The following is a 23,827-nucleotide window of genomic DNA, read 5'->3' as shown; positions in this document are numbered from 1 at the left end:
AATTTGCATTTTTGCATCATAAAGTCTAACTTTTGGCTAGGATACCACTCGAACAGCAAAGACGACAACGCATGGCACAGACCCCAGTCTCAACCATCAACGAGCCGCTACAGCTGGCCAGAGAGCTGCTAGAGCATACCGGCCGCAACCTGTTTCTAACCGGCAAAGCCGGGACCGGCAAGACCAGCTTTCTGCGTGAGCTGAAGCAGCACTCGCCCAAACGCATGGTGGTGACGGCGCCTACCGGCGTGGCTGCGGTGAATGCCGGTGGTGTTACCCTGCACTCATTCTTTCAGTTGCCCTTTGGTCCCTGGCTGCCGGGCAGCAGCTTGGTGCAACCACAGCGCTTTAGTCAGGAAAAAATCAATCTGCTCCGTAGTCTGAACCTGTTGGTCATTGATGAAATCAGTATGGTCCGGGCCGATACGCTGGATGCGGTCGATGCCGTGCTTAGACGTTACCGGCGCAACAACCAGCCTTTTGGCGGGGTGCAATTGCTGATGATTGGCGATCTGCATCAGCTGGCGCCGGTCGTCAAAGCGCAGGATTGGGAGCTGCTAAAAAGCAGCTACGACAACGGCTACTTTTTCTCAAGCAAGGCGCTGCAACAAACGCCCTGGCTGACCATTGAATTGCAGCGGGTCTACCGCCAGTCCGATCCGCACTTTATTGAGTTGCTGAACAAAGTGCGCGCCAATCAATTGGATGGCACCGCCCTCACCCTGCTAAACAGCCGCTATCAACCCGACTTTCAACCTGCACCGGGGGAAGATTACATTACCCTGACCACCCACAATCACAGTGCCGATGCCATCAATGAGCAGCAATTGGCCAAGCTGCCAGGCCCTGGACTGGAGTTTACCGCCGTGATTGAAGGCGATTATCCGTCGCAAAACTATCCGGTAGCCGAAACACTGCTGCTAAAAGTAGGGGCTCAGGTGATGTTTATGCGAAATGATAACGCCGAGCAGCGCTATTACAATGGCAAGACCGGTGTCATCACCCAACTGGATAAAGAGTCGGTACGGGTGCGCTGCCCCGGCGAAGCACAGGATATCCAGCTGTCGCCCGTCAGCTGGGATAACATCAAATACGGCCTGGACAAGGCATCAGGCGCTATCCAGGAGCAGGTGATTGGCAGCTTTAAGCAGATCCCACTGCGACTTGCCTGGGCGGTAACCATTCACAAGAGCCAGGGCCTGACGTTCGAGCGAGCCATCATCGACGGCGAAGCGGCCTTCTCACATGGCCAGCTCTATGTCGCCCTCAGTCGCTGCAAACGCTTTGACGGTCTGGTACTAAAGACACCGCTCTCGGCACGCTCGGTACTGACCGACCAGGCCGTTAGCCAGTTTAGCCGTGAGCAAAGACTACCGGACCAAGCTCAGGTGCAACAGGCCAAAATTGACTACCAGCAAGCGCTGTTGCTGGATGCATTTGACTTCAGCCCTTTGGGCCGCCAACTTAGCAACCTCAGTACTCTGCTGCACCAGCAGCAGTCACTGATCCGCTGCAGCAGCGCTGACCAGCTGGCGGCTATCCGTCAGAGCCTTGATACCGAGGTGCTGCCGGTGGCCAGCAACTTCGAGCGTCAACTCAAGTCGCTTTTCCACCCTCAGCAGGAGCCACAGCAGCAATCCCCCCTGCTGGAACGACTGAACAAGGCTGGCGATTATTTCAGTGATAAGCTGACTGCTTTGCAAGCCTGGCTGGATGCATTTGGTTTTGACACGGACAATCAGGCCATCCGCAAACAGCTGACCAAAAACATCGAGCAGCTGCGCCAGCAGCTCGCCATTAAACAGGCTACACTTCACTGCATGCAGCAGGGCTTTACCAGCAGTCACTACCTGGAAGCGGTGGCGCGGGCACAAATCGATACCAGCAAGCAAAGTGCAGCCAAAAAAGCCGTCGCAAAAATTGCGCTGGATGATTTGCAACACCCTGAGCTGTTTGCAGCGCTCAAGCGTTGGCGCGCTGACAAGGCCAGCAGCGAGCAGGTGGCGCACTTTCGAGTTCTGCATCAACAGGTGCTGCTGCATATTGCCAATGCCCTGCCTGGCAATGCTTCCGCCTTGCTGGCCCTGCCCAAAGTAGGCCCGGCTACCGTCGAAAAATACGGCGATGCACTGCTGCAGCTGGTGGCCGATTATTGCCAACAACAGGATCTGCAGCCCAACCTGGCGACAGCCAGCCCCGCCAAAGCCACGACGCGCAGCAACAAAGTTGATAGCCGGCTGGAGAGCTTTACCTTGTTCAAGCAGGGGCTCAGCCTGGAGCAAATTGCCGAGCGTCGCGGCCTGGTTCGGAGCACCATCGAAAACCATCTGGCGCATTACGTGGCGCAGGGGGAATTGGAACTGACCGAGCTGGTCTCAGCGGATAAGCTAGCCACCATTCGTCAGGAAGCCAAACGGCTGGGTGCAGATAGCCTGAAAGCCCTGAAAGAAGCCCTTGGCGAGCAGTACTCGTACGGCGAGATTAAACTGGCTTTGCTGGCCTGATAGTGGACTTAACTGCCATGCAGCGTCAGCACCAGGGTTCTGCCGCTGGCGTGATCGCGGTGCTCGCCCAGATAAATACCCTGCCAGGTGCCCAAATTTAGCCGCCCTGCGGTGACTGGCACCGTCACACTGCTGCCGAGCAAGCTGGCTTTCAGGTGGGCCGGCATGTCATCCGGGCCTTCATCTGTATGTTGGTAGTAAGGCTCGTTTTCCGGCACCGCCCGGTTGAAAAAACGTTCAAAATCGCCGCGTACAGTTGGATCGGCATTTTCATTGATGGTCAGCGATGCCGAGCTGTGTTTAATAAACACATGCAGCAACCCCTGCTGCACCATCGCCAATTCCGGTAGCGCACGGATGATATCCTGCGTGATCAAATGAAAGCCACGCCGATACGGGGATAACCGAAGCTCTCGTTGAATGTAGTGCATTATTGTGTTGCCTATGGTAAGGAGCTGGTTCGATTTTAAGTCAAAAAAAGACCTGCCGCAGCAGGTCTTTTTAGGATTGTAGCTGCGGATTACACCGCTTGCTGAATAATCACATTGTCCGCTTTTTTGGTGTACTGCGGCATTTTGTGGAAATTCAGGTAGCGGTAAGTATCGGCCGCTGTCGCATCAATTTGCTTGGCGTACTCCAGATACTCAGGCACCGTTGGCAGACGACCAATGATGGAGCTGACCGCAGCCAGTTCGGCCGACGCCAGGTAGACGTTTGCGCCCTGACCCAAGCGGTTCGGGAAGTTCCGGGTAGAAGTCGATACCACGGTGGAGTTCTCAGCGACCCGCGCCTGGTTACCCATACACAGCGAGCAACCTGGCATTTCGGTGCGGGCACCGACTTTGCCGTAGATGCTGTAATAGCCTTCGTCGGTCAGCTGCGCCTGGTCCATTTTGGTTGGTGGGGCAATCCACAAACGGGTTGGCAGCTGACCTTTGTGTTTGTCTAGCAGCTTACCCGCAGCGCGGAAGTGACCGATGTTGGTCATGCAAGAGCCGATAAAGACTTCATCAATCTTATCGCCAGCCACTTCCGACAACAGACGGGCATCGTCCGGATCGTTCGGTGCACAAAGGATCGGCTCTTTGATTTCGCTCAGGTCGATTTCAATCACTTCGCTGTACTCGGCATCGGCATCGGCTTCCATCAGCTCTGGCTTGGCCAGCCATTCCTGCATCGCCTGAATACGACGTTCGATGGTGCGGCGATCGCCATAGCCTTCGGCAATCATCCACTTCAGCATCACGATGTTGGATTCCAGGTACTCGGCAATGGAAGCTTCCGACAGCTTGATGGTACAACCGGCAGCAGAGCGCTCGGCCGAGGCATCGGACAGCTCAAACGCCTGCTCAACAGTCAGGTTCGGCAAGCCTTCGATTTCCAGAATACGGCCAGAGAAGATGTTCTTCTTGCCTTTTTTCTCCACCGTCAGCAAACCTTGCTGAATGGCGTAGTACGGGATCGCATGCACCAGGTCACGCAGGGTAATACCCGGCTGCATCTCACCTTTAAAGCGCACCAGCACCGACTCTGGCATATCCAGCGGCATCACGCCGGTTGCCGCAGCAAAAGCGACCAAACCAGAACCTGCCGGGAAAGAAATACCGATCGGGAAGCGGGTGTGTGAATCACCACCGGTACCGACGGTATCAGGCATCAGCATGCGGTTTAACCAGGAGTGGATAATGCCATCGGCCGGACGCAGGGACACACCGCCACGGTTCATAATAAAATCAGGCAGGGTGTGGTGCGTATCGACATCGACCGGCTTTGGATAGGCGGCGGTATGGCAGAACGACTGCATTACCAGATCGGCCGAGAAACCGAGACAGGCCAGATCTTTTAGCTCGTCACGGGTCATCGGGCCAGTGGTATCCTGGGAGCCGACCGTAGTCATCTTAGGCTCGCAGTAAGTACCAGGACGCACACCCGCCACGCCACAGGCTTTACCCACCATTTTCTGCGCCAGAGTGAAGCCTTTACCACTGTCGTCTTTGGCACTTGGGCGACGGAACACCGTGGATGGTTCCAGCTTCAGAAACTCACGGGCACGGTCGGTCAGGCCACGGCCGATGATCAGCGGAATACGGCCGCCAGCCTGCACTTCATCCAGCAACACTTCGGTCGCCAGGCTGAATTCAGCCACCACCTCGTCACTGCCATGACGGCACACTTTGCCCTGATACGGATAGATATCAATCACATCACCCATGTTCAGGTTGGAGACATCTACTTCAATCGGCAGCGCGCCAGAGTCTTCCATGGTGTTGAAGAAAATCGGTGCAATCTTGCCACCCAGTACGAAACCACCACCGCGCTTGTTGGGCACGTAGGGGATGTCGTCGCCCATAAACCACAGCACCGAGTTGGTGGCGGATTTACGCGACGAGCCGGTACCGACCACATCGCCGACATAGGCTAATGGGAAACCTTTTTCTTTCAGGGCTTCCAATTGCTTGATCGGGCCACGCACGCCCTGCTCTTCCGGCTCAATGCCTTCGCGGCTGTTTTTCAGCATCGCCAGCGCATGCAGTGGGATATCCGGCCGTGACCAGGCATCCGGCGCCGGTGACAAGTCGTCGGTATTGGTTTCACCGGTGACTTTAAACACCGTCAGGGTAATCTTTTCTGCCAGCGCTGGTTTGGCTTTGAACCATTCCGCTTCGGCCCAGGAGGCCAGCACTTGCTTAGCAAAGGCATTGCCCGCTTCGGCTTTGTCGGTGACATCGTGGAAAGCATCAAAAATCAGCAGCGTGTGCGACAGCGCTTTGGCAGCCAGCGGTGCCAACGTAGCATGGTCCAGCAGGCTGATCAGGGGCTCAATGTTGTAACCACCCATCATGGTACCCAGCAGCTCCGTAGCACGCTCCGGGGTGACTAAAGGGGATTTGGTCTCACCCTTAGCGACCGCAGCTAAAAAGCCGGCTTTCACATAAGCAGCTTCATCCACGCCAGGTGGAATACGGTTTTCCAGCAGATCGACCAGAAAGGCTTCTTCACCCTGAGGTGGATTTTTCAGCAGCTCGACTAAGGCTGCCACTTGTTCAGCATTCAGCGGCTTGGCCGGGATGCCTTCTGCCGCGCGCTCGGCGACGTGATCACGATATTCTTGTAGCACTGTAATGTCCTCTTGGTCGTTGGTGACGCTGCATGGTTCAGGCCGGAACTGCGCTGCCTGCTGGCGTCGACTCTGGAATTGTACCTGCGTGATTATAAGAAATTAGGTGCCTGATGAACATTGGCCTGAAGTCGTATCCGGTTATAACCGGTATAAACTGGCTGAATAAAATGGTAAGACCAGTTTATCTATGCTTGCAGGAAGTCTTGGCACGAAAACAGGCAGTCGCCATGCGACTGCCTGTAAATCGATGGAAGTATAACAGAAAATAATTACCAAATCTTGACGCGTTCTTCCGCTGGCAAATACATGGCATCGCCAGGCTGTACATCAAAGGCCTGGTAAAACTCCGGGATATTCGGCAGCACACCTATCACCCGGTAGTACGGCGGTGAATGTGGACCGGTGCTTAACTGACGGCGCAGGGCTTCTTCACGGTAGTTGGAACGCCAGATTTGCGCCCAACCGATAAAGAAACGCTGCAGGCCGGTAAAGCCATCCAGCACCGGTGCTTCTTCACCACCCAGCGACAGTTTGTAGGCACGAAGCGCTACCGTCATGCCGCCCAGATCGCCAATGTTCTCACCCAGCGCCACATCGCCGTCTACAAACACACCCGGGAAAGGTTCAAACTGGCTGTACTGGGCACTTAAACGGGCACCCAGTTGCTGGAAACGCGCTAAGTCTTCGGCAGTCCACCAGTCACGCAGATTGCCATCACCGTCGTACTTAGCACCTTGGTCGTCAAAACCATGGCCAATTTCATGACCAATCACAGCACCAATACCGCCGTAATTAACCGCATCATCGGCATTCATATCGAAGAAAGGCGGCTGCAAAATAGCGGCCGGGAAGACAATTTCGTTCATCACCGGGTTGTAGTAGGCATTGACAGTTTGTGGCGTCATAAACCATTCGTGACGCTGGATAGGGCCGCCCAGTTTCCCAACCATTTGATCATAGCCACGATGGCTGGCGCGAATGCTATTGCCAACCAAATCATCGGCTTTAATGACTAACTCCGAATAATCTTCCCACTTATCCGGATAGCCGATTTTGGTGGTAAAGGTGCTGAGCTTTTCCAACGCCGCGGCCTTAGTAGCTTCCGACATCCATTCCAGTTCTTTGATCGACTCGCCAAACGCCAGCAGCACGTTATCGACTAACTCTTCCATCCGCGCTTTGGCAGCTTCGTTAAAGTGCCGCTCGACATACAATTGCCCTACCAGCTCACCCAGAACGCTGTTGGTGGTATCGACCGCCCGGCGCCAGCGTGGTTGTTGCTCTTCGACCCCTTGCAGCGTCTGGCTGTAAAAAGCGAAACGACGATCGGCCACGGTTTCGCTCAGCTGAGGAGCAAAACTGTGAATGGTGCGGTAGGTCAAATACGCCTGCCAGGTGCTTAGATCAGTGTTGTTCACCAGCTCGGCCAAGCCTTCAAAATAGGATGGCTGTGCCACAATCACATCCTGCTCTGCCGGTAAGTCAAACACAGCGGCATAAGCTTGCCATTCGAAAGCACCAAATAAATTTTTCAACTCGGCGGCAGATTTTTTATTGTAGGTTTTATCGGCATTGCGGCTGTCCAACCGGGTCCAGTGGTGTTCCGCCAATGCATGCTCCAGCGCCAGGATCTGTTCGGCTGCCGCGGTCGCACCAGCGAAACCGGCCAGCGATAGCATATCAGCGATATATTCCTGATAAGCGGCTTTCAGACGCAGAGAGTCGTCGTCTTCGTTAAAATAATAATCCCGATCCGGCAGGCCTAAGCCGCCCTGGAACAGATACACAGCGTATTGAGTCGACTCGCGGGCATCATTGTTGACATACCAGCCAAACAAGCCTGCCACCCCATCACGCTGCAACTCAGCTTTCAGGCCGGCCAACTGTTCGCTGGAATCCAACGCAGCAATTTTGTCCAGCAAAGGACGAATTGGCTGAATGCCCAGCAAATTCAGTCTTTCCTGATCCATAAAGCTGTTGTAGAAGCTGGCCAGCTTGTGTTCATTCGAGCCAGGCACTAAATCGGTACGGGCGGCCACTTCTTCAATGATGTCGAGCACTGCCTGCTGTGCTTGCTGGTGCAAAATGTCAAAAGAGCCGATACGTGAACGATCAGCCGGGATAGGGTTATTTTCTATCCATTTGCCATTGACCGCATAGTAAAAGTCATCCTGAAAGCGCACGCTGCTATCAAAATTTTCCAGCTCAACCCCGGAGGTCAGTGCCGCCTGAGCCGTTGCGGTCGCTGAAGCTTGCTCACTTGCCGGTACGCGTTGCTGGCCATCGCAGGCGGCCAAACCCAGAGCCAGTGCCACACTGGCTGCCAGCACACTGATATTCTTTTTCATCGTGGTAAGATCCTGTGGTCAGAATTATGTATCGCTCAGCTTGATATTTGCTTAGCTTGGTTATCGCTATGCATAGTACGAAGCCCTTGCTGCAAGTGCAAACATGTTTTGTAACAAAACCTGACAACCCTGTTACCCTTTTGCCGGCATTGCCTGACAGGCTTTGCTCCGTTACAGTACTAGCCAAATAACAAAGCATCTCAGATGCACTTAGCATGAGAAACCAACCACCATGAATCCAACCGTCTCAGCCCTGCCCCGGCCCACCCCTTTGCACCGCTGGCTGGTGCTGCTATTTGTCAGCCTGGCCATGTTTGGCAATTACTATGTCTACGACTCGCTTGGTCCGGTGATTGATTTGCTGCAAAGCGATCTGGGCTTTAGTAATCAGCAAACCGGCTTTCTGATTTCCATCTACAACCTGGGTGCCATCGCAGCCCTGTTAATTGGCGGTATTATTATCGATCGCTACGGCACCAAGCGTGCTTTGTTGCTGTTTGCCAGCATTTGTCTGCTCGGCGCCATTATCACGGCCATCAGTCCCCGTTATGAAATCATCGCCAGTGGCCGTTTGCTGCTGGGTCTTGGCTCCGAGCCTTTGATTGTGGCTGCGACCACGGTGCTGGCCAAATGGTTTAAAGGCAAAGAGCTGAGCTTTGCTTTTGGCATCAATTTATCGCTGTCTCGCTTAGGCTCTGCCTCGGCCGATTGGTCGACCAACTTTGCCAGCCCGCTGTACAGCAACTGGCAGGACCCGCTGTGGCTGGCGACCGCCTTTGCCGGTATTTCGGTGACGGCCGCCATGCTGTACTGGCTGCAGGAAAAACGCTGCGAAGGGCGCTTTGATCTGGGCGCTACCGGCCAGACTGATAAGCTGAAATTCAAAGAGTTGTTCTTATTCGGTCAGCGCTACTGGTTTATTGTGGCGCTTTGTGTGGTGTTTTACTCCACCATTTTTCCGTTCCGCACCTTTGCCATTATGTACTTTCAGGAGGCGCATGGCCTGGCGCGGGAAGCAGCCGGAATGCTCAACAGCATGATGATGGTATCGGCCATTATCGCCACCCCACTGTTTGGTTTGCTGATCGATAAAGTCGGCAAACGTGGACTCTTTATGACTATTGGCTGTCTGTTGATGCTACCACTGTTTTTGGCGGTTACCTACCTGCCTGCAGGCGCGCCGGTGATGGTGTTTGGCAGCAGCATTCCACTGACCTTGCTGCTGGTGATGTTGCTGCTTGGCTGCGTGTTTTCGCTGGTACCTGCAGCGATGTGGCCTTCAGTGGCTTACACCGTCGATCAACGCCGCTTAGGCACCGCTTATGCCACCATGACCTTGTGCCAGCAAATCGGCTGGTCCATCGTACCGCCGGTGATTGGTTATCTGAATGATCTGAATCAGGCCAGTGCCGACAATGTTGCCGGTTATGCGCCTGGTATGTGGTTTTACACTGGCCTGACCGTCACCGGCCTGGTGTTCGCGCTGTTGTTATGGCGCCATGAAAACAAACCGATGGCCACACCGGGGCATCACCAGGAAACGGCAGCCGAGCACCAGCATCCGGGCTAAAGGGGATAAAAATAATCAGCAGGCCTGCGCCTGCTGATTACAAACCATTCAGTACCAAAGCGGCCAGCAAGCCCAGCAGGCCGCCAAAGAACCCGCCCCATACCACCAGCCAGCCCAGATGTTCCTTGATCATCTGCTGCAGCATCTGCTTCACCAGCTCAGGCGTAAGTTCATCCAGCCTGGCCTCGACGATGGTTTCAATGTGCTGTTGAATTTGCTGCATTTGCTCTGGCCGCTCCAGCTGCTGCAAAATTTGCTGCTGGAACGCATCGGAGTCGGCAATCTCGGTCAGGGCAGTTTTCAGTTCCTCAATAAAGGGCTCTCGCAGCGGCAGTAATACTTTTTTGCCACCCACCATCATCAGCATCGAGCCAAAAGAGGACTCCTCCACCACCTTCAGCAGCGCATCAAAAGCTGGATCCAGCTCCACCTGCTCGATGATCGGACCAAGCTCCAGCTTCATCGGCTCGCCGTATTCATTGTGCTGATGCAAAAAGCGGTCGATGTTATCGCTGCTAAAAAACTGTGTCATCAACAGCTGCTGCAGGCTTTGTTTGAGCTGCTCAAAACGGGCTGGGATCACGCCGGAACCATATAGGCCGGGTACTTTCTCAAACAGCATATGCACCGCCAGCCAGTTGGTCAGGCCGCCGGACAAGGCAAACAGGCCGGTGGTGAGCAACCAGGGCTGCGCCAGACCAAAACCGGCGATGGTAATTGCCAAAGCCAGTCCATTGGTCAGTATACTTTTGTTCATTCAAAACTCCTTAACGTCGAACAACCAAGCAACTAGTCACGCTGATCCTGCCAGCGCCCCCATTGATAATAAAGCCACTGGCCAAGCCGACGCCAGCGGGCTAAAGGAAAGCGTCGCAGAGGCTGCCGGTAGCACGGCAAATCCGGGATGGCTTGCCCCATCGTAAGCTCAGCCAGTCGCTGCCCGGCCAGCGCCGAAAACGACAAACCACTGCCACAATAGCCGCCAGCATAGCTCACGCCGGCATAGCGGCTGTCCTTTGGCGCTTGATACAGATGCGGTAAATCATCCAGCGATACCGCCACCCAGCCACTCCACCGATAAGCAATGTCGATACCTGCCAGCCCCGGAAAACTGTGCTGCAACGCGCTTAGCAAAGCCTCGGTATAGCGGGGCTTATCGGCGTGACGGCCTTGAATAGCACCGCGGCCACCAAACAACAAACGGCCATCGGGCAATAAACGGTAGTAGTATTTCAGCGCACGGGTATCCATCACAATCGGCTGGCCACGAAAACCACAAGCGTGTTGCTCCGCCTGCGTCAGCGGCCGGGTGACAATGATGCTGCTTAGTACCGGCAGGATGCGCCCATTGAGCAGTGGATGAAAATCTTTTGGCGTATAACCATTGGTGGCGATCAGCACTTTTTTGGTCGTGATCGAGCCTTGAGGGGTTAGCAGGCGATGCTGGCCTTGAAGCTGCTGCCAACCCAGCACGGGTGAGCCACCATAGAGGGTCACACCTGCTTGCTCAGCCAGCCGGCTGTAACCCAGCGCCAGTTGCAGCGGGTTGACCCCAAAGCAATCCGGATCCAGCAAAGCACCACAGGCCTGCTGATCGGCCAAGTGTTCCTGCTGCAACTCGGCCTGGCTCAGGCATTGCAGCTGTTCCCCAAAATGCTGATTGAGTAGCTGTTGCTGCTGTTCAAATACAGCTAAAAAGCGCGGCTGATGCGCCAGTTTGTAATAACCAGGCGACTGAGCCTGACAGTCGATACCGCCCTGTTGGCAAAGTGCCGCCACTTGCTCAAAAGCCAGCCGGTACTCACGGTAACAGGCCTGAGCGGTTTCAAGGCCAAAGCGCTCTGCTAGCTGCATCGCTCCCAACCGACCGGTGCCTTTTAGTACAAAACCTGCGTTACGACCGCTGCAGCCCCAGCCGGGCTGGTGCGCTTCGAGCACCACCACCTGCTGCGAAAAGCGCTCTGCCAATACCCGGGCAGCATTCAGGCCAGTATAACCAGCCCCTATCACCACCAGATCAGCAGTACAGTCGCGCTGCAAGGCCGGATAGCCAGTCCCGGCTTGCCCCTGCTGCGCCCAATAAGAGGCTGGGTAAGGGGCATTGCAGCCGGGTGTTGTATCCAGCAAGGGGTCGTACATGGGGTCTTAACCGGCGAACCAGGTTAAGAAAATCACCAGGCCAATGCCCAGTGCCAGCCGGTACATCACAAAGGGCAACATGCCCATCCGGCTGATGATTTTTAAGAACAAGTGGATGCACACCAGGGCACTGAAAAACGACAGCAGCATGCCCATGCCAAGCGCTGGAATATCGTAAATTTCCGGGTTCTTAATCAATTTGCTGGTTTGGTAGAGCCCAATCAGCACAATGATAGGAATCGACATTAAAAATGAAAAGCGGGCGGCACTGGCACGATCCAGTCCCATTATCAGGCCGGCCGTCATGGTAATGCCAGAGCGTGAGGTGCCCGGTATGAGCGACACAGCCTGCGCCACCCCAATCACCAGCACCTGACGCCAGCTTAAATGCATCACATCGGTGTGCTGTTTGGCGGTGCGATCGGCGTACCAAAGCAAGCTACCAAAAATCAGTGTGGTACAGGCAATCACCCAAGGCGAGCGCAGCACAGTTTCAATCAGACCGGAAAACAGCAAACCGGCCAAACCCGCTGGTATAGTGGCGACAATCAGCATCCACCCCAGAGTACCGTGGGTGCTTTGCTGGCCGCGCAAAGAATGCATCCAGCCAACTAAAATCTGCCCAACATCGCGACGAAAATACAGCATCACTGCGGCCAGAGTACCGACATGCACCGCCACATCAAAGGCGACGCCCTGATCCTCCCAGCCTAAAATGGCCGAGGGCAAGATCAAATGGGCCGAAGAAGAAATAGGAAGAAATTCAGTAATGCCCTGAATAATGGATAAAATAAGGATTTCGATGGTACTCACTTAGTCTTCACTCCATGAAAAAGGCACCGTCCACAACTTTTGCTGCTTCGGGTAGTCTTGCCATAATTGGCGATACGTCAGGCCACTGGGTGGATGGATCTGCTCCGGCACCAGCTCAGCCAACGGCAACAGCACAAAAGCATTTTTGGTGATTTCATCACGCGGAAGTTCAATCGGCTGTTGGCACATTATCTGATCGTAGGTCAGCAAATCCAAATCCAGCGTCCGACCGGAAAAACGAGCCACATTGCGCTTACGGCCATGACGATCTTCAATGCCTTTAAAAAGCTCAACGCAGGCCTCAATCGATAAGTCGGTGTTGGCCCCGACCACCAGGTTGTAAAAAGGCTCGCCGTCAAAGCCGACCGCCTCACTTTCGTATACAGAGGAAATTTGCAGGGAGCCAAACGCCTGCTTTAACTCACGAATAGCGACCCGAACATGCTTCTCACGCTCAATATTGCTGCCAATGCTGATTAGAATAAAAGCCATCAGCCAGCCTCCCGCACAATACGCACACCCACGGTTTCTGCGGTCGGCACAGCCCCCGGCTTGCTGACAGTTACCTGAACACGGTTGGTGACAAAATTTTGTAACAACAAAGCAGCCACCCGCTCTGCCACGGTTTCTATCAGCTCTAGGGGTTCGCGCTGCACCAGCTCGGTCACCTGGGTCGCAATCACACTGTAATCCAGCGCCTGACGGATATCATCGCTGGCGGCAGCCTGGCGCGTATCGCACTGCAGCTCCAAATCCAGCTCCAGCCGCTGTTGAATGGATTTTTCCCATTCGTACACACCTATCACCGTATCGATGCACAACTTTTTAATAAAAACAGTATCCATCAGTTCATTCCGCAGCAGGTTCAGGGTAAGATGAAGACAGAAGCCAATTGGGTAGATTGCCGCCACCTTAAGATCAGGCGAGGCCGATCTTAACGTAAAAAGCCAGGCTGAGGAACCGCATTGATGACACCTATGATCCTGACACTTATGTTGCTGGCATATCTGCTGGGATCCATCTCATCGGCGGTGCTGATTAGCAAGCTGTTCCGGCTGCCTGATCCCAGAACCACCGGCTCCAACAACCCTGGCGCTACTAATGTGCTGCGCAGCGGCGGCAAACTGCCTGCAGCGCTGGTATTACTGTTTGATATTCTGAAAGGGACTATTCCGGTCTGGGGCTCCTACTTTTTAGGTATAGAACCTTTTTACCTGGGCCTGATTGGCATTTGTGCCTGCCTTGGCCATATTTACCCGCTGTTCTTTGGCTTTAAAGGTGGCAAAGCGGTCGCAACCGCGCTTGGTACCATGATGCCGATTGGCCTGGATCTGACTGGCCTGCTGCTGGCAACCTGGGTGCTGGTGCTGGCAATCAGTGGTTATTCGTCCCTTGCTGCCATTATTACGGTGGGCTTGGCGCCGGTTTTTACCTGGTTTATCAAGCCAATGTATACCCTGCCCGTGTTGATGCTCAGCGTGCTGATCATTGCCCGCCACCATCAGAACATCACCCGGCTGCTGCGTGGTACCGAGAGCCGGGTCTGGGATAAAGATAAAAATCTCAAGGAATAATTGTCAGATAGCTGACAGCTGCTCCATCGGCCAGCGTGGCTGCACCGCAATCGCCAGATCCTGCTGCTGCCCCGCCACCAGGCGTTGATGACCAGCAAAGGCAATCATGGCGCCATTGTCGGTGCAAAACTCTTTGCGTGGGTAATAAACCGCACCGCCCCGCTTTTTTAGCAAAGCTGCCAGCTGTTCACGCAAAGAACTGTTGGCACTGACCCCACCAGCCACCACCAAACGGCTCAGACCGGTTTGCTCCAGCGCCCGCTCGCACTTGGCGACCAGGGTATCCACCACTGCTTGTTGAAACGAAGCGGCAATATCGGCCCGGGCGCTATCATCCGAGCCAGCCTTAGCAATCACATTAGCAGCAGCGGTTTTCAGGCCGCTAAAGCTAAAGTCCAGACCAGGCCGGTCCAGCATCGGCCGTGGAAAACGGTGTGCTGCCGGATTGCCTGCTGCGGCCATCTTCGCCAGCAAAGGCCCGCCCGGGTAATCCAGTCCCATCAATTTGGCGGTTTTATCAAAGGCTTCACCAGCGGCATCGTCAATGGACTCGCCCAACAACTGGTACTGGCCAATACCCGCCACAGCCACCAGTTGGGTATGACCACCAGACACCAGTAGTGCCAGAAAAGGGAACGGCGGAGGCTCTGCCTCCAGCATCGGTGCCAGCAAATGGCCTTCCATATGATGCACACCAATGGCTGGTTTTTGCCAAGCAAAAGCCAGGCTACGGCCAATGGAGGCGCCTACCAGCAAAGCACCGGCCAGGCCAGGCCCTGCGGTATAGGCCACGCCATCAATATCAGCAGCACTGCAGTTGGCTTCTTTTAGCGCTGCCCGAATCAGCGGCAGCGTTTTGCGGACATGATCACGCGATGCCAGCTCTGGCACCACACCGCCGTAATCGGCATGTAGCTTCACCTGACTGTACAGCTGATGACTGAGTAAGCCGAGCTTGCTGTCGTAAATCGCTATGCCTGTTTCGTCACAGGATGTCTCAATTCCCAGTACCCGCATCGTTTCCTCCAGCCCTAAAACCCTCGAATTGTACTGGGATCCAGGATAAATCACCAGCGATCCACAGAATCCCTTTACAAGCCCCCTGGCTTTTGAGTAAAATGCGGCACCATTTTTAATCGTATTGGTCGCTGACTGACCAGATAAACCGAGGTGAGAATTTAATGCCTGTTGTTAAAGTAAAAGAAAACGAACCCTTTGACGTAGCTTTGCGTCGTTTCAAGCGCTCTTGTGAAAAAGCCGGTATCCTGGCTGATGTGCGCGCGAAAGAATTCTACGAAAAGCCTACCTGGATTCGTAAGCGTAAGAAAGCCGCTGCGGTAAAACGCCACGCGAAAAAGCTTTCTCGCGAAAACGCACGTCGCATCCGTCTGTACTAATCCGTACTCAAGACGCTACAGCGACAGCCGCGTTTCATTGCCTGACAGGCAGCAGCTGTTTTAACACAGCTTTTGATTGCAATGAAACGCTACCTGCGCCCTGGCTGCAACCAAGCAGCAGAGCCAGGAACCAGCATATGCTGACCACACCGTGCTTTCAGGCACGGTTTGTCTTTTTCTGAGCAAAGTGAAACTATCCAGTGGCCGGACAGATCCCGCGACAGTTCATTGATGATTTACTGGCTCGAACCGACATTGTCGAGTTGATCGATCAGCGTGTGCCTTTAAAGAAAAAAGGCCGGAATCATTCGGCTTGCTGCCCTTTTCATAGCGAAAAAACGCCCTCTTTTACCGTCAGTCAGGATAAACAGTTTTATCACTGCTTCGGCTGTGGTGCCCATGGCAATGCGATTACGTTCTTAATGGAGTATGAGCAACTGGAGTTTCCGGAAGCCATCGAAGAGCTGGCTGCCATGCATCACCTGGAAGTACCACGGGAAGGCGGTGGCCCGGCCCGGCCCACCGGCCAGGCCGATGATTACACCTTAATGCAAAAAGCCAGCACCTTGTGGCAACAGCAGTTGCAGCAAGGCCCAGCCAGCGAACTGGCACAGGCCTACATCAAGCACCGTGGTTTAAGTGCTGCCACCGTGCAAAAGTTTGGCATTGGGGTCGCACCGGATAGCTGGGATTTTGTGCTACGTCAGCTCGGCTCAGATAAAAAAGTGCGCGATCAGTTGTTTGAACTAAAACTGACCAATCGCAATGAGCAGGGCCGCGAGTACGACTTTTTCCGCAACCGCTTAATGTTTCCTATCCGCGATCGTCGTGGCAGGGTGATTGCTTTTGGTGGCAGGGTGTTTGACGATGGCACCCCCAAGTATCTGAACTCACCGGAGACCCGACTGTTTCACAAAGGCCGGGAACTGTATGGGTTGTATGAGGCACGCCAGCAACAGGAGCGACTGGAGCAGGTGCTGGTGGTCGAAGGCTACATGGATGTGGTTGCGCTGTCTGAACAAGGCATTGATTTTGCCGTGGCCAGCCTTGGTACTGCCACCACCAGTGATCACATGCAAACCCTGTTTCGTTATTGCCGCTCTGTGGTTTGTTGTTACGATGGCGACCGGGCTGGTCGCGATGCAGCCTGGCGTGCTTTGCAAAATGCCTTGCCGCAGTTAAAAGATGGAGTGGAACTGAAATTCGTCTTTTTGCCGGATGGCGAAGACCCGGACAGCATGGTGCAACAAGAAGGCAAAGACGCCTTTTTACAACGCATTGCCAGCGCTGATAGCCTGCAGCATTATTTCTTTGAGTACCTGCTGGCGCAACACAATGCCGGTACAGATGCCGGTAAATCAGCCCTGCTGGCTGAAGGCAAAGCTTTAATCGGCCAGATCCCCAGCGAATTTTACCGCGAACAACTGAGCGACAAGCTGCACAGCCTGGTTGGCAAGCCAAGGGCTGAAAAGCCAACCCCAGGCAAAGGTACAGCCGCCCGCTTTATGCCCAAAGCGCAAAGCATGACGCCGATGCGCCGGGCCATTGCTTTGCTGCTGCAGTACCCAACATTGGCCAACAGCATTCCACAGGCTAAAGAACTGGCTGGTGCAGACTTAGCTGGCATGCCGTTATTGCTTGCCTTGCAACAGAAAATCCTGGCAGCACCAGGCATCCGCACCGCGCAATTGCTGGAGCATTGGCGCGATAGCCAGGAGTATTCAATACTGAATAAGTTGGCCATGTGGGATCCGCAGCTGGAACCGGAGCAAATCGAGCCAGAGTTTGTCGATACCTTTGCGGCGATTGAAGATCAATACCTGCAACAACGGCTGGAAGCACTGGAGCGCACCGCCAAGCTGCAAAAATTAACCCCTGTCGAACAACAGGAATACGTATTGCTGCTAACAGCACTAAAAAGCAGAAAACCGCGATCGGCACCCAGCTAATTGCTGGCTAGAAATGCCGCAGTTTGTTATAATTGCCAGTTCGCAATTCGTTTATTAATTAACTTGAGTGGAAGAACAGCCTCTATGGAGCAAAGTCCTCAGTCGCAACTCAAACTCCTGATCTTGAAAGGTAAAGAGCAAGGGTACCTCACCTTTGCCGAAGTCAATGACCACCTTCCACAAGACATTATCGACTCGGAGCAAATTGAAGATATCATCCGCATGATCAATGACATGGGGATCCAGGTGTTTGAATCTGCCCCCGATGCCGATGATTTGATCATGACCGATGCCGCCGCCGATGATGACGCCGCGGAAGAAGCCGCACAGGCTCTGGTCAGTGTCGATAAAGAATTAGGTCGCACCACCGATCCGGTGCGGATGTACATGCGGGAAATGGGCACCGTCGAGCTGCTGACCCGGGATGGCGAGATTGAAATCGCCAAACGCATTGAAGATGGCATCAATCAGGTACAGACTTCGGTCGCTGAATACCCGGAAGCCATTACTTATCTGCTCGAACTGTGGGATAAGTACGAAGCCGACCAGATGCGACTGAGTGATATCGTCACCGCCTTCGTCGATCCGAATGAGCTGGATGAAGCGCCGGTTATCGGCACCAACATTGGCTCGGATGTGCCAGAGTCGAATGATAACGATGACGATGATGACGACGATGACGACGACAGCGACGATGCCGATGATGGCGATAGCGGCCCGGATCCGGAAGTTGCCCGCGTCAAATTTGCTGAACTGCGCGACCAGTACGATGTCACCCGCAACTCAATTGTCAGCAATGGCCGTGAGCACGACACCACCAAAGAAGAAATTCTTAAACTGAGCGAAGTGTTCCGCTGTTTCCGCCTGGTACCGAAGCAATTCGATCGCCTGGTGAAAAACATGCGCGAAATGATGGATCGGGTGCGGGTGCAAGAACGCCTGATCATGAAGCACAGCGTCGAGCACGCCAAGATGCCCAAGAAGGCCTTCGTGAAAGCTTTTACCGGCAATGAAACCTCGACCGCCTGGATTGACGCTGAAATTGCGGCCAAGAAAGCGCACTCTGACAAGCTGACTGACTTCAAAGATGATTTGTACCGCTGCATTGAAAAGCTGAAAAAAGTCGAAGAAGAAACGGGCCTTAGCATCGCCAAAATCAAAGACATCAACCGCCGGATGTCGATCGGCGAAGCCAAAGCACGCCGTGCCAAGAAAGAGATGGTCGAGGCCAACCTGCGTCTGGTTATTTCGATTGCCAAGAAATACACCAACCGTGGTTTGCAATTCCTGGATTTGATCCAGGAAGGCAACATCGGCCTGATGAAAGCGGTGGATAAATTTGAATACCGCCGTGGTTATAAGTTTTCAACTTACGCTACCTGGTGGATCCGTCAGGCCATTACCCGTTCGATTGCCGATCAGGCCCGCACCATCCGTATTCCGGTGCACATGATTGAGACCATCAATAAGCTGAACCGGATCTCACGGCAAATGCTGCAGGAGATGGGGCGCGAGCCAACCCCGGAAGAGTTGTCTGAGCGCATGCAAATGCCGGAAGACAAAATCCGCAAGGTGCTGAAAATCGCCAAAGAGCCGATTTCGATGGAAACCCCGATTGGTGATGATGAAGACTCGCATCTGGGCGACTTTATCGAGGACACCAGCGGCGAATCGCCACTGGACTCAGCCACCATGGAAAGCCTGAAAAACGCCACCAACGAAGTACTGGCTGGCCTGACCGCCCGCGAAGCCAAAGTACTGCGGATGCGGTTTGGTATCGATATGAACACCGATCACACCCTGGAAGAAGTCGGCAAGCAGTTCGACGTCACCCGGGAACGGATCCGGCAGATCGAAGCCAAGGCGTTGCGCAAACTGCGCCACCCATCGCGCTCGGAAGTACTGAAAAGCTTCCTCGACGAGTAAATACCAAAAGGCGCCTACCCGGCGCCTTTTACTTTTTGCAGAAAAAATAACCGCTTGATGGCAAGAAGCCCACAAAGCCAGATGACAACAGCAGCAAAACTTTCTATACTGCAAGCCGTTTTTGCTTAGCAAAAATGTCCACACCCATGGCCCTATAGCTCAGTTGGTTAGAGCGCTCGACTCATAATCGATCGGTCGCTGGTTCGAGTCCAGCTGGGGCCACCATTCAAATCAAGCACTTATGGTTTACTTCTGACATTTTAAAATTCTTTTTCAATGTTGCGGATCGGTAGCGGATCGGAATTTAGCTAAAATGTCTCTGCCCACCGTCTAACGTGCCGAAAATCGCCCTTTTTACGGGTACTGAAAACACCCATTTTTATAGTCGGGAAACTCCCCTAAGATAACCCTAAGGGTACTAAGGTTTCACTAAGGGTAGCTCACGCGCGTAACAATGTCCGAAAACACCCGCTTGGCTCGCGTAGTGACCCGGCAAAAATCTTTATTTCTGACTATGAGTATGGACATGGCTTCTTCAGCGCGCTAAATTCAGTTTTTACAGAGAACAGAAGAAATCATTTCAAAATGAAGAAAATACTTTTCTATGTTATCGCTATTATTATTACATATATTATTTACAACAAGTTCTCACCAGATCAAAACCATTCGTCTAGCTCACCAGTAGAACCCAGAGAAAAGTCAGCATCAGAGATTTTCCAAGAAAACTTAAAGCTTGAATCATCTTGGAGACTCAATGGATTTGGGAATGTCTTTATGTTAAGCGGAACAATTGAGAATAAAAATCCTACCCGGGCTGCTGATGTTATGGTTCGTTGTACAACCTACGGGCAGACAAATTCAGCTTTAAACCGAGTCAGCCATATATTTAGAGTGTACATAGAGCCGGATCAAGTTTACTCATTTAAGGATGTTAATATGGGGATTGTTGATAAACAAAGCCAACGGGCAAATTGTCGTATTTTGACATTTTAACAAACGATTTTAGGGCTCGTAATACTGAAATAGTTGGCTACTCAAAAATACTTATTTCGCACCGCGCGTACTGGTAGCAGAACACCCTTTTTCTGTCGCGTAGTGACTTCCAGAAAACCTTGCCCCAGCTTTTTTGGTCGTCCATTCAATTCAGCTTGAACACCATGCAAGCCTGAGTAACCTTGCCGCTGTAAAAACCTTAACAAGCGTTGCGGTGTCCAATCATTACCCCATGCTGTTTTCAAATTCTGAGCATTGAGCATGGCCGCTGCTCTCTTGTAGCTTGGCGGGCTAAACCGTCCATAATTCTTTACAATATCCTTTACTGCATCAAGGGTTTGCTGGCGCTCTAATCTGGTCATGCTGTTACCTCAACTTTATATGTTTATACCTTCGTTATACTTTGTACGGTATAAGGCAAAACCCTTGCCGGGCTTGGGTTTTAGGCTGGTTTATACCTTTATACCGAAAATCTTATAAATACAGATATTCAGTTTTTCAGGTATGAAATCAGATGATTAATAAAAAAGAAGAAATAATGGTATAAAGGTATAAAGTTACCTCTAAGCCTTATAGATAAAGGGCTCTGCGTTATACCCCCTATGGTATAAAGAAGGTATAAAGCAGATAAAGATAAGCCCGGCCAGCAATAGAAAAGGGCCATTTATCGGCCCTCCGTCAAAAAATAGCGGGTCTTTTTTCCAGTCTGCTTTAGCTGAATGTCCCCCACTTCAACCATGCGGTTAACTATCTGGTCGTAAAGGTCAGGTTTACCAATGGCTTTAGGGTTCTTGCCATGCTGAACAGTAAGTTGCTTTAACTTAGCAAAGCACTTTAAAACAGTCTGCTTTAATGAGCTTGGTGCAATACCTTCAACTTTAACCTTGCCAGCAGCTAACCTGCGCTTTATTTCCGCTCTGGTGTGTAATGCAATATCGGCAATGGTGGCATCAGCTCTTTGTGCTGCGTCCTTTTGCAGTAAATAGCCAACATCATCAATACACCGGGCAACCAAAGCAAAAGCGTAGCTAACGTGCTCTGGCTGTACTTGATCGGCTTCGAGCGCCAGCAGGCTTGCCACCTTGTTTACTTGCTCCATTACCCGCGCATAAATCGCGCCCATTACCGGGGCATTTAGTCGCTGGTCTTGGTCATAGTAACGCTGTATTGCGTCCAGCATTTGCCGGGCTTCTTCACTAACTGCTAGTGGTTGCAGGCTGCCGTTGTTTATAAGGTGCAATCGGTTCAGCATATTCACTTCACCAAAGAAGGGGGTTTCCTCAATCTTTTGCAGCTTCTCGCGTTCTTCCGCGCACCGTATCACCAGACAGCGCCCAATTAAGCCGCTGCCTATGTTTTCCTCAGTGATCAGGCTATCAAGCCCACTGGGGGTACTGTGGCCCATAATTGATACCACAGGATCAGGCCATCCATTCTCTATAAAGTCGCGCTTTTTAAACAGCCAGCGCAAAGCCCGGTTTAGCTTATCAACGTCTTGCACCTCTGCCGCTTCGGTGCTTTCTTCGCTATCATCAGCTGGCGATTCTTCTGCCTTGGCTATTCGTTTTTTTAACCGCTCAATATCTCGATCTATTTCGTCTAAAAACTGGCGGCGGTGATTACCTGCAAAAAGATAAACTCTTGATGTTGCCAGCGTCAGAATTAAATCACCTATCTTGCTTTCATAGGTGTTGGCATTTTTACTTTTGATGGCGTTAAACAAACCCTGAATTTCATCAATGCGATAACAGCAACGCCCGTCACCGTCTATCAGGTTGCGGATCATATCAACGTCTGAAGAAATGCCACCGACAACATGACGGCCTATCTTTAGCTGTGCAGCAGTTTTAGCTAACCAGCTTTGGCCGTGCTCCTTCCCTGCTGCACTGGGGGCAATAGCTAGCGTTAGCAAATTCAGCTTAATACCGTCTAATCCTTTGCGGCTGCCTGCGGCTAGTGAAAGCATTTGCAAGGCAACAATCGGATAAATAAGCGGTATTGGTCGGTTTGCTGTTTTGTTTAGATGCTGGCAAATTTCACCAGCTAACCCGGCGGGTTTTCGATGCTCACGCAAGAAACATCAACGGGCAGCGGGTCTGGCTCTGCGGTCTCTGTATGATCTTCTGACGCAATAAACAGCGCAAAAGCATCATCAGTAGCAGCAAGCCCCAGTAACTCAGCAGCGGCCTTTACAGCGGCTTTAAAATCGCCGTTGTGTTCTTCTTCACAGTACAGATCAAAGGAATCTAACCCCCTGCCATGTAGCGGGTGGCTGGTGTTGTGAATGTATAGCCTTTCGCGCCCGTCTCGCTCCCCGGTTAGTACCTTTGCACCAGCTACCCCGCTTTTACTTTCAGGCGGTAAATAACGATTTTCCCGAATGAGTTTAAAACCCATTTCTGCAACTTTCTGGCGTAGGGGGTAACGGTCACAGTAAGCCTGTACCACGCTTTCACCTTGCAGCTTAGGCTTTGCACTGGCTGACGCTTGCACTGGCTCTGGTAGGCTTTCACGCACCTTAAACGGCTGCCCTGTTTCATAGCTCGCGCAATAGTAAGCAGCAGCCCGGCCAGCGTCTAACCTTGGAAAAAACCAAGGCTGTGATAGCTTGTTATTCTCGCTCACCGGGGCAACTCTAACCCCTGCTAAATACAAAACATCAAGTATGGCATCAACGCCACTGGTTAAGGTTTGTGCTGCTGCATCGCTCGGCACTAATAAACGCCACTTGTTAAAATCCTGGCCGTGCTTCTGGTGGCTGTGGCTGGTGTAAATCAAGTGTTCAATGCCTGCCTGTTTCATAGCTTCATGCGCCAGCTTAGGATCGGGCGCACCCTCTACAATTTCGCCACCGTCACTGATTGAGCTATCACCATCAATAATGATAAGCAGGTTTTCAGCCTGAGCCATTGCCGTATCACTGCGGCCACCGTTACAGCTGCCGCGCACAAAATAGGGGCCATCCTTCGGGCCTGCCTTTACCTGTTCAGGCTGAAACATCGCAACCAATTCAGACAGCGACACATTAAACGGCTGCAACTGAGTATTGCTCACACCCCCGCTTAGTGTTCTGGATAGGTTAAGTTTTGTGCTATTATTTGTTGTGATAGTTGATTGCAAAGCCCCGTTAACTTGCCCGGTTGCGGGGTTTTGTTTTGCTGTATTAGTCATGCTTACCCCCTACCTGCAACACGTAAAGCCCTTGACGGTGGCGAACCCCCGCTGAATCAACATCAAACGCCCAATAAGTTAAAATGGGGTGGCCGCTGTCGCGCAACTCTTTAACTCTGCCTGCGGGGTGCATTACTGCCAATTCGTGCCGGGCTTGCAGTGTTGTTATTGCTCCTTTTTCTTGAAGGTATTGCAGCAGGCGGCCCCGCTGCGCTGCGTATGAATTGCAGACAGGCTTAATTTTCATAACAAGCCCCCTTTAGCAACTTTTATACTGCCATCACATAAGCCAGTAACAACCACGGCCCCGCTTTTGTGGCCC

20 protein-coding genes and 1 tRNA gene are annotated in these 23,827 nt (G+C 52.7%); 8 read left to right on the top strand and 13 right to left on the bottom strand.

What is annotated here, in order from left to right; genetic code table 11:
- Positions 1 to 71: 71 nt before the first annotated feature.
- Complete coding sequence (locus QWY20_RS13345) at positions 72 to 2,504, top strand: helix-turn-helix domain-containing protein (RefSeq protein ID WP_330129509.1); 2,433 nt, start codon at positions 72 to 74, stop codon at positions 2,502 to 2,504.
- 8 nt (positions 2,505 to 2,512) lie between these two features.
- On the opposite strand, the gene QWY20_RS13340 is transcribed toward QWY20_RS13345, so the two are convergent.
- The 3 genes from QWY20_RS13340 to QWY20_RS13330 all read right to left on the bottom strand — a co-directional run bounded on the left by QWY20_RS13340 (position 2,513) and on the right by QWY20_RS13330 (position 7,973).
- A complete protein-coding gene (locus QWY20_RS13340; protein WP_330129508.1) occupies positions 2,513 to 2,935 on the bottom strand; it encodes a secondary thiamine-phosphate synthase enzyme YjbQ in 423 nt (140 codons plus the stop codon).
- Positions 2,936 to 3,024: 89 nt separating this feature from the next.
- A complete protein-coding gene (gene acnB, locus QWY20_RS13335) occupies positions 3,025 to 5,622 on the bottom strand; it encodes a bifunctional aconitate hydratase 2/2-methylisocitrate dehydratase (RefSeq protein WP_330129507.1) in 2,598 nt (865 codons plus the stop codon).
- A 272-nt stretch (positions 5,623 to 5,894) separates the two neighbouring features.
- Positions 5,895 to 7,973, bottom strand: coding sequence for a M13 family metallopeptidase (locus tag QWY20_RS13330; RefSeq protein WP_330129506.1), 2,079 nt, complete (start codon positions 7,971 to 7,973; stop codon positions 5,895 to 5,897).
- Positions 7,974 to 8,205: 232 nt separating this feature from the next.
- On the opposite strand from QWY20_RS13330, the gene QWY20_RS13325 reads away from it, so the two are divergent.
- Complete coding sequence (locus QWY20_RS13325; protein ID WP_330129505.1) at positions 8,206 to 9,543, top strand: MFS transporter; 1,338 nt, start codon at positions 8,206 to 8,208, stop codon at positions 9,541 to 9,543.
- 37 nt (positions 9,544 to 9,580) lie between these two features.
- Here the strand turns inward: QWY20_RS13325 and QWY20_RS13320 are convergent, their stop codons facing one another.
- Genes QWY20_RS13320 through folB form a run of 5 tightly spaced genes read right to left on the bottom strand, consistent with a single transcriptional unit; the run spans position 9,581 to position 13,340 of the window.
- Positions 9,581 to 10,300 carry a DUF445 domain-containing protein gene (locus QWY20_RS13320; protein ID WP_330129504.1) on the bottom strand — a complete coding sequence of 240 codons (720 nt, stop codon included), beginning with the start codon at positions 10,298 to 10,300 and terminating at the stop codon, positions 9,581 to 9,583.
- Between the two features lie 32 nt (positions 10,301 to 10,332).
- The gene (locus tag QWY20_RS13315; protein WP_330129503.1) at positions 10,333 to 11,682 is read right to left on the bottom strand and encodes an NAD(P)/FAD-dependent oxidoreductase; all 1,350 of its coding nucleotides are present in this window, start codon (positions 11,680 to 11,682) and stop codon (positions 10,333 to 10,335) included.
- Positions 11,683 to 11,688: 6 nt separating this feature from the next.
- On the bottom strand, positions 11,689 to 12,495 hold the full coding sequence (locus QWY20_RS13310) for an undecaprenyl-diphosphate phosphatase (RefSeq protein WP_330129502.1): 807 nt from the start codon (positions 12,493 to 12,495) through the stop codon (positions 11,689 to 11,691).
- Positions 12,496 to 12,987 carry a 2-amino-4-hydroxy-6-hydroxymethyldihydropteridine diphosphokinase gene (gene folK, locus QWY20_RS13305; RefSeq protein WP_330129501.1) on the bottom strand — a complete coding sequence of 164 codons (492 nt, stop codon included), beginning with the start codon at positions 12,985 to 12,987 and terminating at the stop codon, positions 12,496 to 12,498. It abuts the gene before it with no gap.
- Positions 12,987 to 13,340: a dihydroneopterin aldolase gene (gene folB, locus QWY20_RS13300; protein WP_330129500.1), complete on the bottom strand. Its 354-nt coding sequence runs from the start codon at positions 13,338 to 13,340 to the stop codon at positions 12,987 to 12,989. The genes folK and folB overlap by 1 nt, the downstream gene beginning before the upstream one ends.
- 123 nt (positions 13,341 to 13,463) lie before the next feature.
- Here folB and plsY point away from each other — a divergent pair, with 123 nt between their 5' ends.
- Positions 13,464 to 14,069, top strand: a complete 606-nt coding sequence (gene plsY / locus QWY20_RS13295) for a glycerol-3-phosphate 1-O-acyltransferase PlsY (protein WP_330129499.1) — start codon at positions 13,464 to 13,466, stop codon at positions 14,067 to 14,069.
- Between the two features lie 3 nt (positions 14,070 to 14,072).
- On the opposite strand, the gene tsaD is transcribed toward plsY, so the two are convergent.
- Positions 14,073 to 15,086, bottom strand: coding sequence for a tRNA (adenosine(37)-N6)-threonylcarbamoyltransferase complex transferase subunit TsaD (gene tsaD, locus QWY20_RS13290; RefSeq protein WP_330129498.1), 1,014 nt, complete (start codon positions 15,084 to 15,086; stop codon positions 14,073 to 14,075).
- A gap of 164 nt (positions 15,087 to 15,250) precedes the next feature.
- Between tsaD and rpsU the strand changes: the two genes are divergently transcribed.
- From rpsU to QWY20_RS13265, 5 genes are all read left to right on the top strand, one after another.
- Entirely contained in the window at positions 15,251 to 15,466 is a 216-nt protein-coding gene (rpsU, locus tag QWY20_RS13285) for a 30S ribosomal protein S21 (RefSeq protein WP_091338499.1), read from the top strand.
- A gap of 200 nt (positions 15,467 to 15,666) precedes the next feature.
- Positions 15,667 to 17,415, top strand: a complete 1,749-nt coding sequence (gene dnaG, locus QWY20_RS13280; RefSeq protein WP_330129497.1) for a DNA primase — start codon at positions 15,667 to 15,669, stop codon at positions 17,413 to 17,415.
- Between the two features lie 84 nt (positions 17,416 to 17,499).
- Positions 17,500 to 19,341: an RNA polymerase sigma factor RpoD gene (gene rpoD, locus QWY20_RS13275; protein ID WP_330129496.1), complete on the top strand. Its 1,842-nt coding sequence runs from the start codon at positions 17,500 to 17,502 to the stop codon at positions 19,339 to 19,341.
- 148 nt (positions 19,342 to 19,489) lie between these two features.
- A tRNA-Ile gene (locus QWY20_RS13270) sits at positions 19,490 to 19,566 on the top strand.
- Positions 19,567 to 19,926: 360 nt separating this feature from the next.
- Entirely contained in the window at positions 19,927 to 20,334 is a 408-nt protein-coding gene (locus tag QWY20_RS13265) for a hypothetical protein (protein WP_330129495.1), read from the top strand.
- A 41-nt stretch (positions 20,335 to 20,375) separates the two neighbouring features.
- On the opposite strand, the gene QWY20_RS13260 is transcribed toward QWY20_RS13265, so the two are convergent.
- The 4 genes from QWY20_RS13260 to QWY20_RS13245 form a co-directional block, all read right to left on the bottom strand.
- On the bottom strand, positions 20,376 to 20,696 hold the full coding sequence (locus tag QWY20_RS13260) for a recombinase family protein (protein ID WP_330129494.1): 321 nt from the start codon (positions 20,694 to 20,696) through the stop codon (positions 20,376 to 20,378).
- Positions 20,697 to 20,998: 302 nt separating this feature from the next.
- The gene (locus QWY20_RS13255) at positions 20,999 to 22,408 is read right to left on the bottom strand and encodes a DUF3987 domain-containing protein (protein ID WP_330129493.1); all 1,410 of its coding nucleotides are present in this window, start codon (positions 22,406 to 22,408) and stop codon (positions 20,999 to 21,001) included.
- Positions 22,378 to 23,505, bottom strand: a complete 1,128-nt coding sequence (locus QWY20_RS13250; RefSeq protein ID WP_330129492.1) for a hypothetical protein — start codon at positions 23,503 to 23,505, stop codon at positions 22,378 to 22,380. Before QWY20_RS13250 ends, QWY20_RS13255 begins: the two co-directional genes overlap by 31 nt.
- A complete protein-coding gene (locus QWY20_RS13245; RefSeq protein ID WP_330129491.1) occupies positions 23,498 to 23,752 on the bottom strand; it encodes a helix-turn-helix domain-containing protein in 255 nt (84 codons plus the stop codon). The genes QWY20_RS13250 and QWY20_RS13245 overlap by 8 nt, the downstream gene beginning before the upstream one ends.
- Positions 23,753 to 23,827: the final 75 nt, after the last annotated feature.

Origin of the sequence: Alkalimonas cellulosilytica (assembly GCF_036325985.1) — a bacterium.
GTDB classification, from domain to species: domain Bacteria; phylum Pseudomonadota; class Gammaproteobacteria; order Enterobacterales; family Alteromonadaceae; genus Alkalimonas; species Alkalimonas cellulosilytica.
The sequence above is the reverse complement of the archived record's forward strand: the minus strand, read 5'-3'. Positions and strand labels throughout refer to the sequence as shown.

Coding starts and splice junctions, on each gene's coding strand:
- QWY20_RS13345 (WP_330129509.1), top strand. CDS start 72: ATGGCACAGACCCCAGTCTCAACCATCAACGAGCCGCTACAGCTGGCC.
- QWY20_RS13340 (WP_330129508.1), bottom strand. CDS start 2,935: ATGCACTACATTCAACGAGAGCTTCGGTTATCCCCGTATCGGCGTGGC.
- QWY20_RS13330 (WP_330129506.1), bottom strand. CDS start 7,973: ATGAAAAAGAATATCAGTGTGCTGGCAGCCAGTGTGGCACTGGCTCTG.
- QWY20_RS13325 (WP_330129505.1), top strand. CDS start 8,206: ATGAATCCAACCGTCTCAGCCCTGCCCCGGCCCACCCCTTTGCACCGC.
- QWY20_RS13320 (WP_330129504.1), bottom strand. CDS start 10,300: ATGAACAAAAGTATACTGACCAATGGACTGGCTTTGGCAATTACCATC.
- QWY20_RS13315 (WP_330129503.1), bottom strand. CDS start 11,682: ATGTACGACCCCTTGCTGGATACAACACCCGGCTGCAATGCCCCTTAC.
- folK (WP_330129501.1), bottom strand. CDS start 12,987: ATGGCTTTTATTCTAATCAGCATTGGCAGCAATATTGAGCGTGAGAAG.
- folB (WP_330129500.1), bottom strand. CDS start 13,340: ATGGATACTGTTTTTATTAAAAAGTTGTGCATCGATACGGTGATAGGT.
- plsY (WP_330129499.1), top strand. CDS start 13,464: ATGACACCTATGATCCTGACACTTATGTTGCTGGCATATCTGCTGGGA.
- tsaD (WP_330129498.1), bottom strand. CDS start 15,086: ATGCGGGTACTGGGAATTGAGACATCCTGTGACGAAACAGGCATAGCG.
- rpsU (WP_091338499.1), top strand. CDS start 15,251: ATGCCTGTTGTTAAAGTAAAAGAAAACGAACCCTTTGACGTAGCTTTG.
- rpoD (WP_330129496.1), top strand. CDS start 17,500: ATGGAGCAAAGTCCTCAGTCGCAACTCAAACTCCTGATCTTGAAAGGT.
- QWY20_RS13265 (WP_330129495.1), top strand. CDS start 19,927: ATGAAGAAAATACTTTTCTATGTTATCGCTATTATTATTACATATATT.
- QWY20_RS13260 (WP_330129494.1), bottom strand. CDS start 20,696: ATGACCAGATTAGAGCGCCAGCAAACCCTTGATGCAGTAAAGGATATT.
- QWY20_RS13250 (WP_330129492.1), bottom strand. CDS start 23,505: ATGACTAATACAGCAAAACAAAACCCCGCAACCGGGCAAGTTAACGGG.
- QWY20_RS13245 (WP_330129491.1), bottom strand. CDS start 23,752: ATGAAAATTAAGCCTGTCTGCAATTCATACGCAGCGCAGCGGGGCCGC.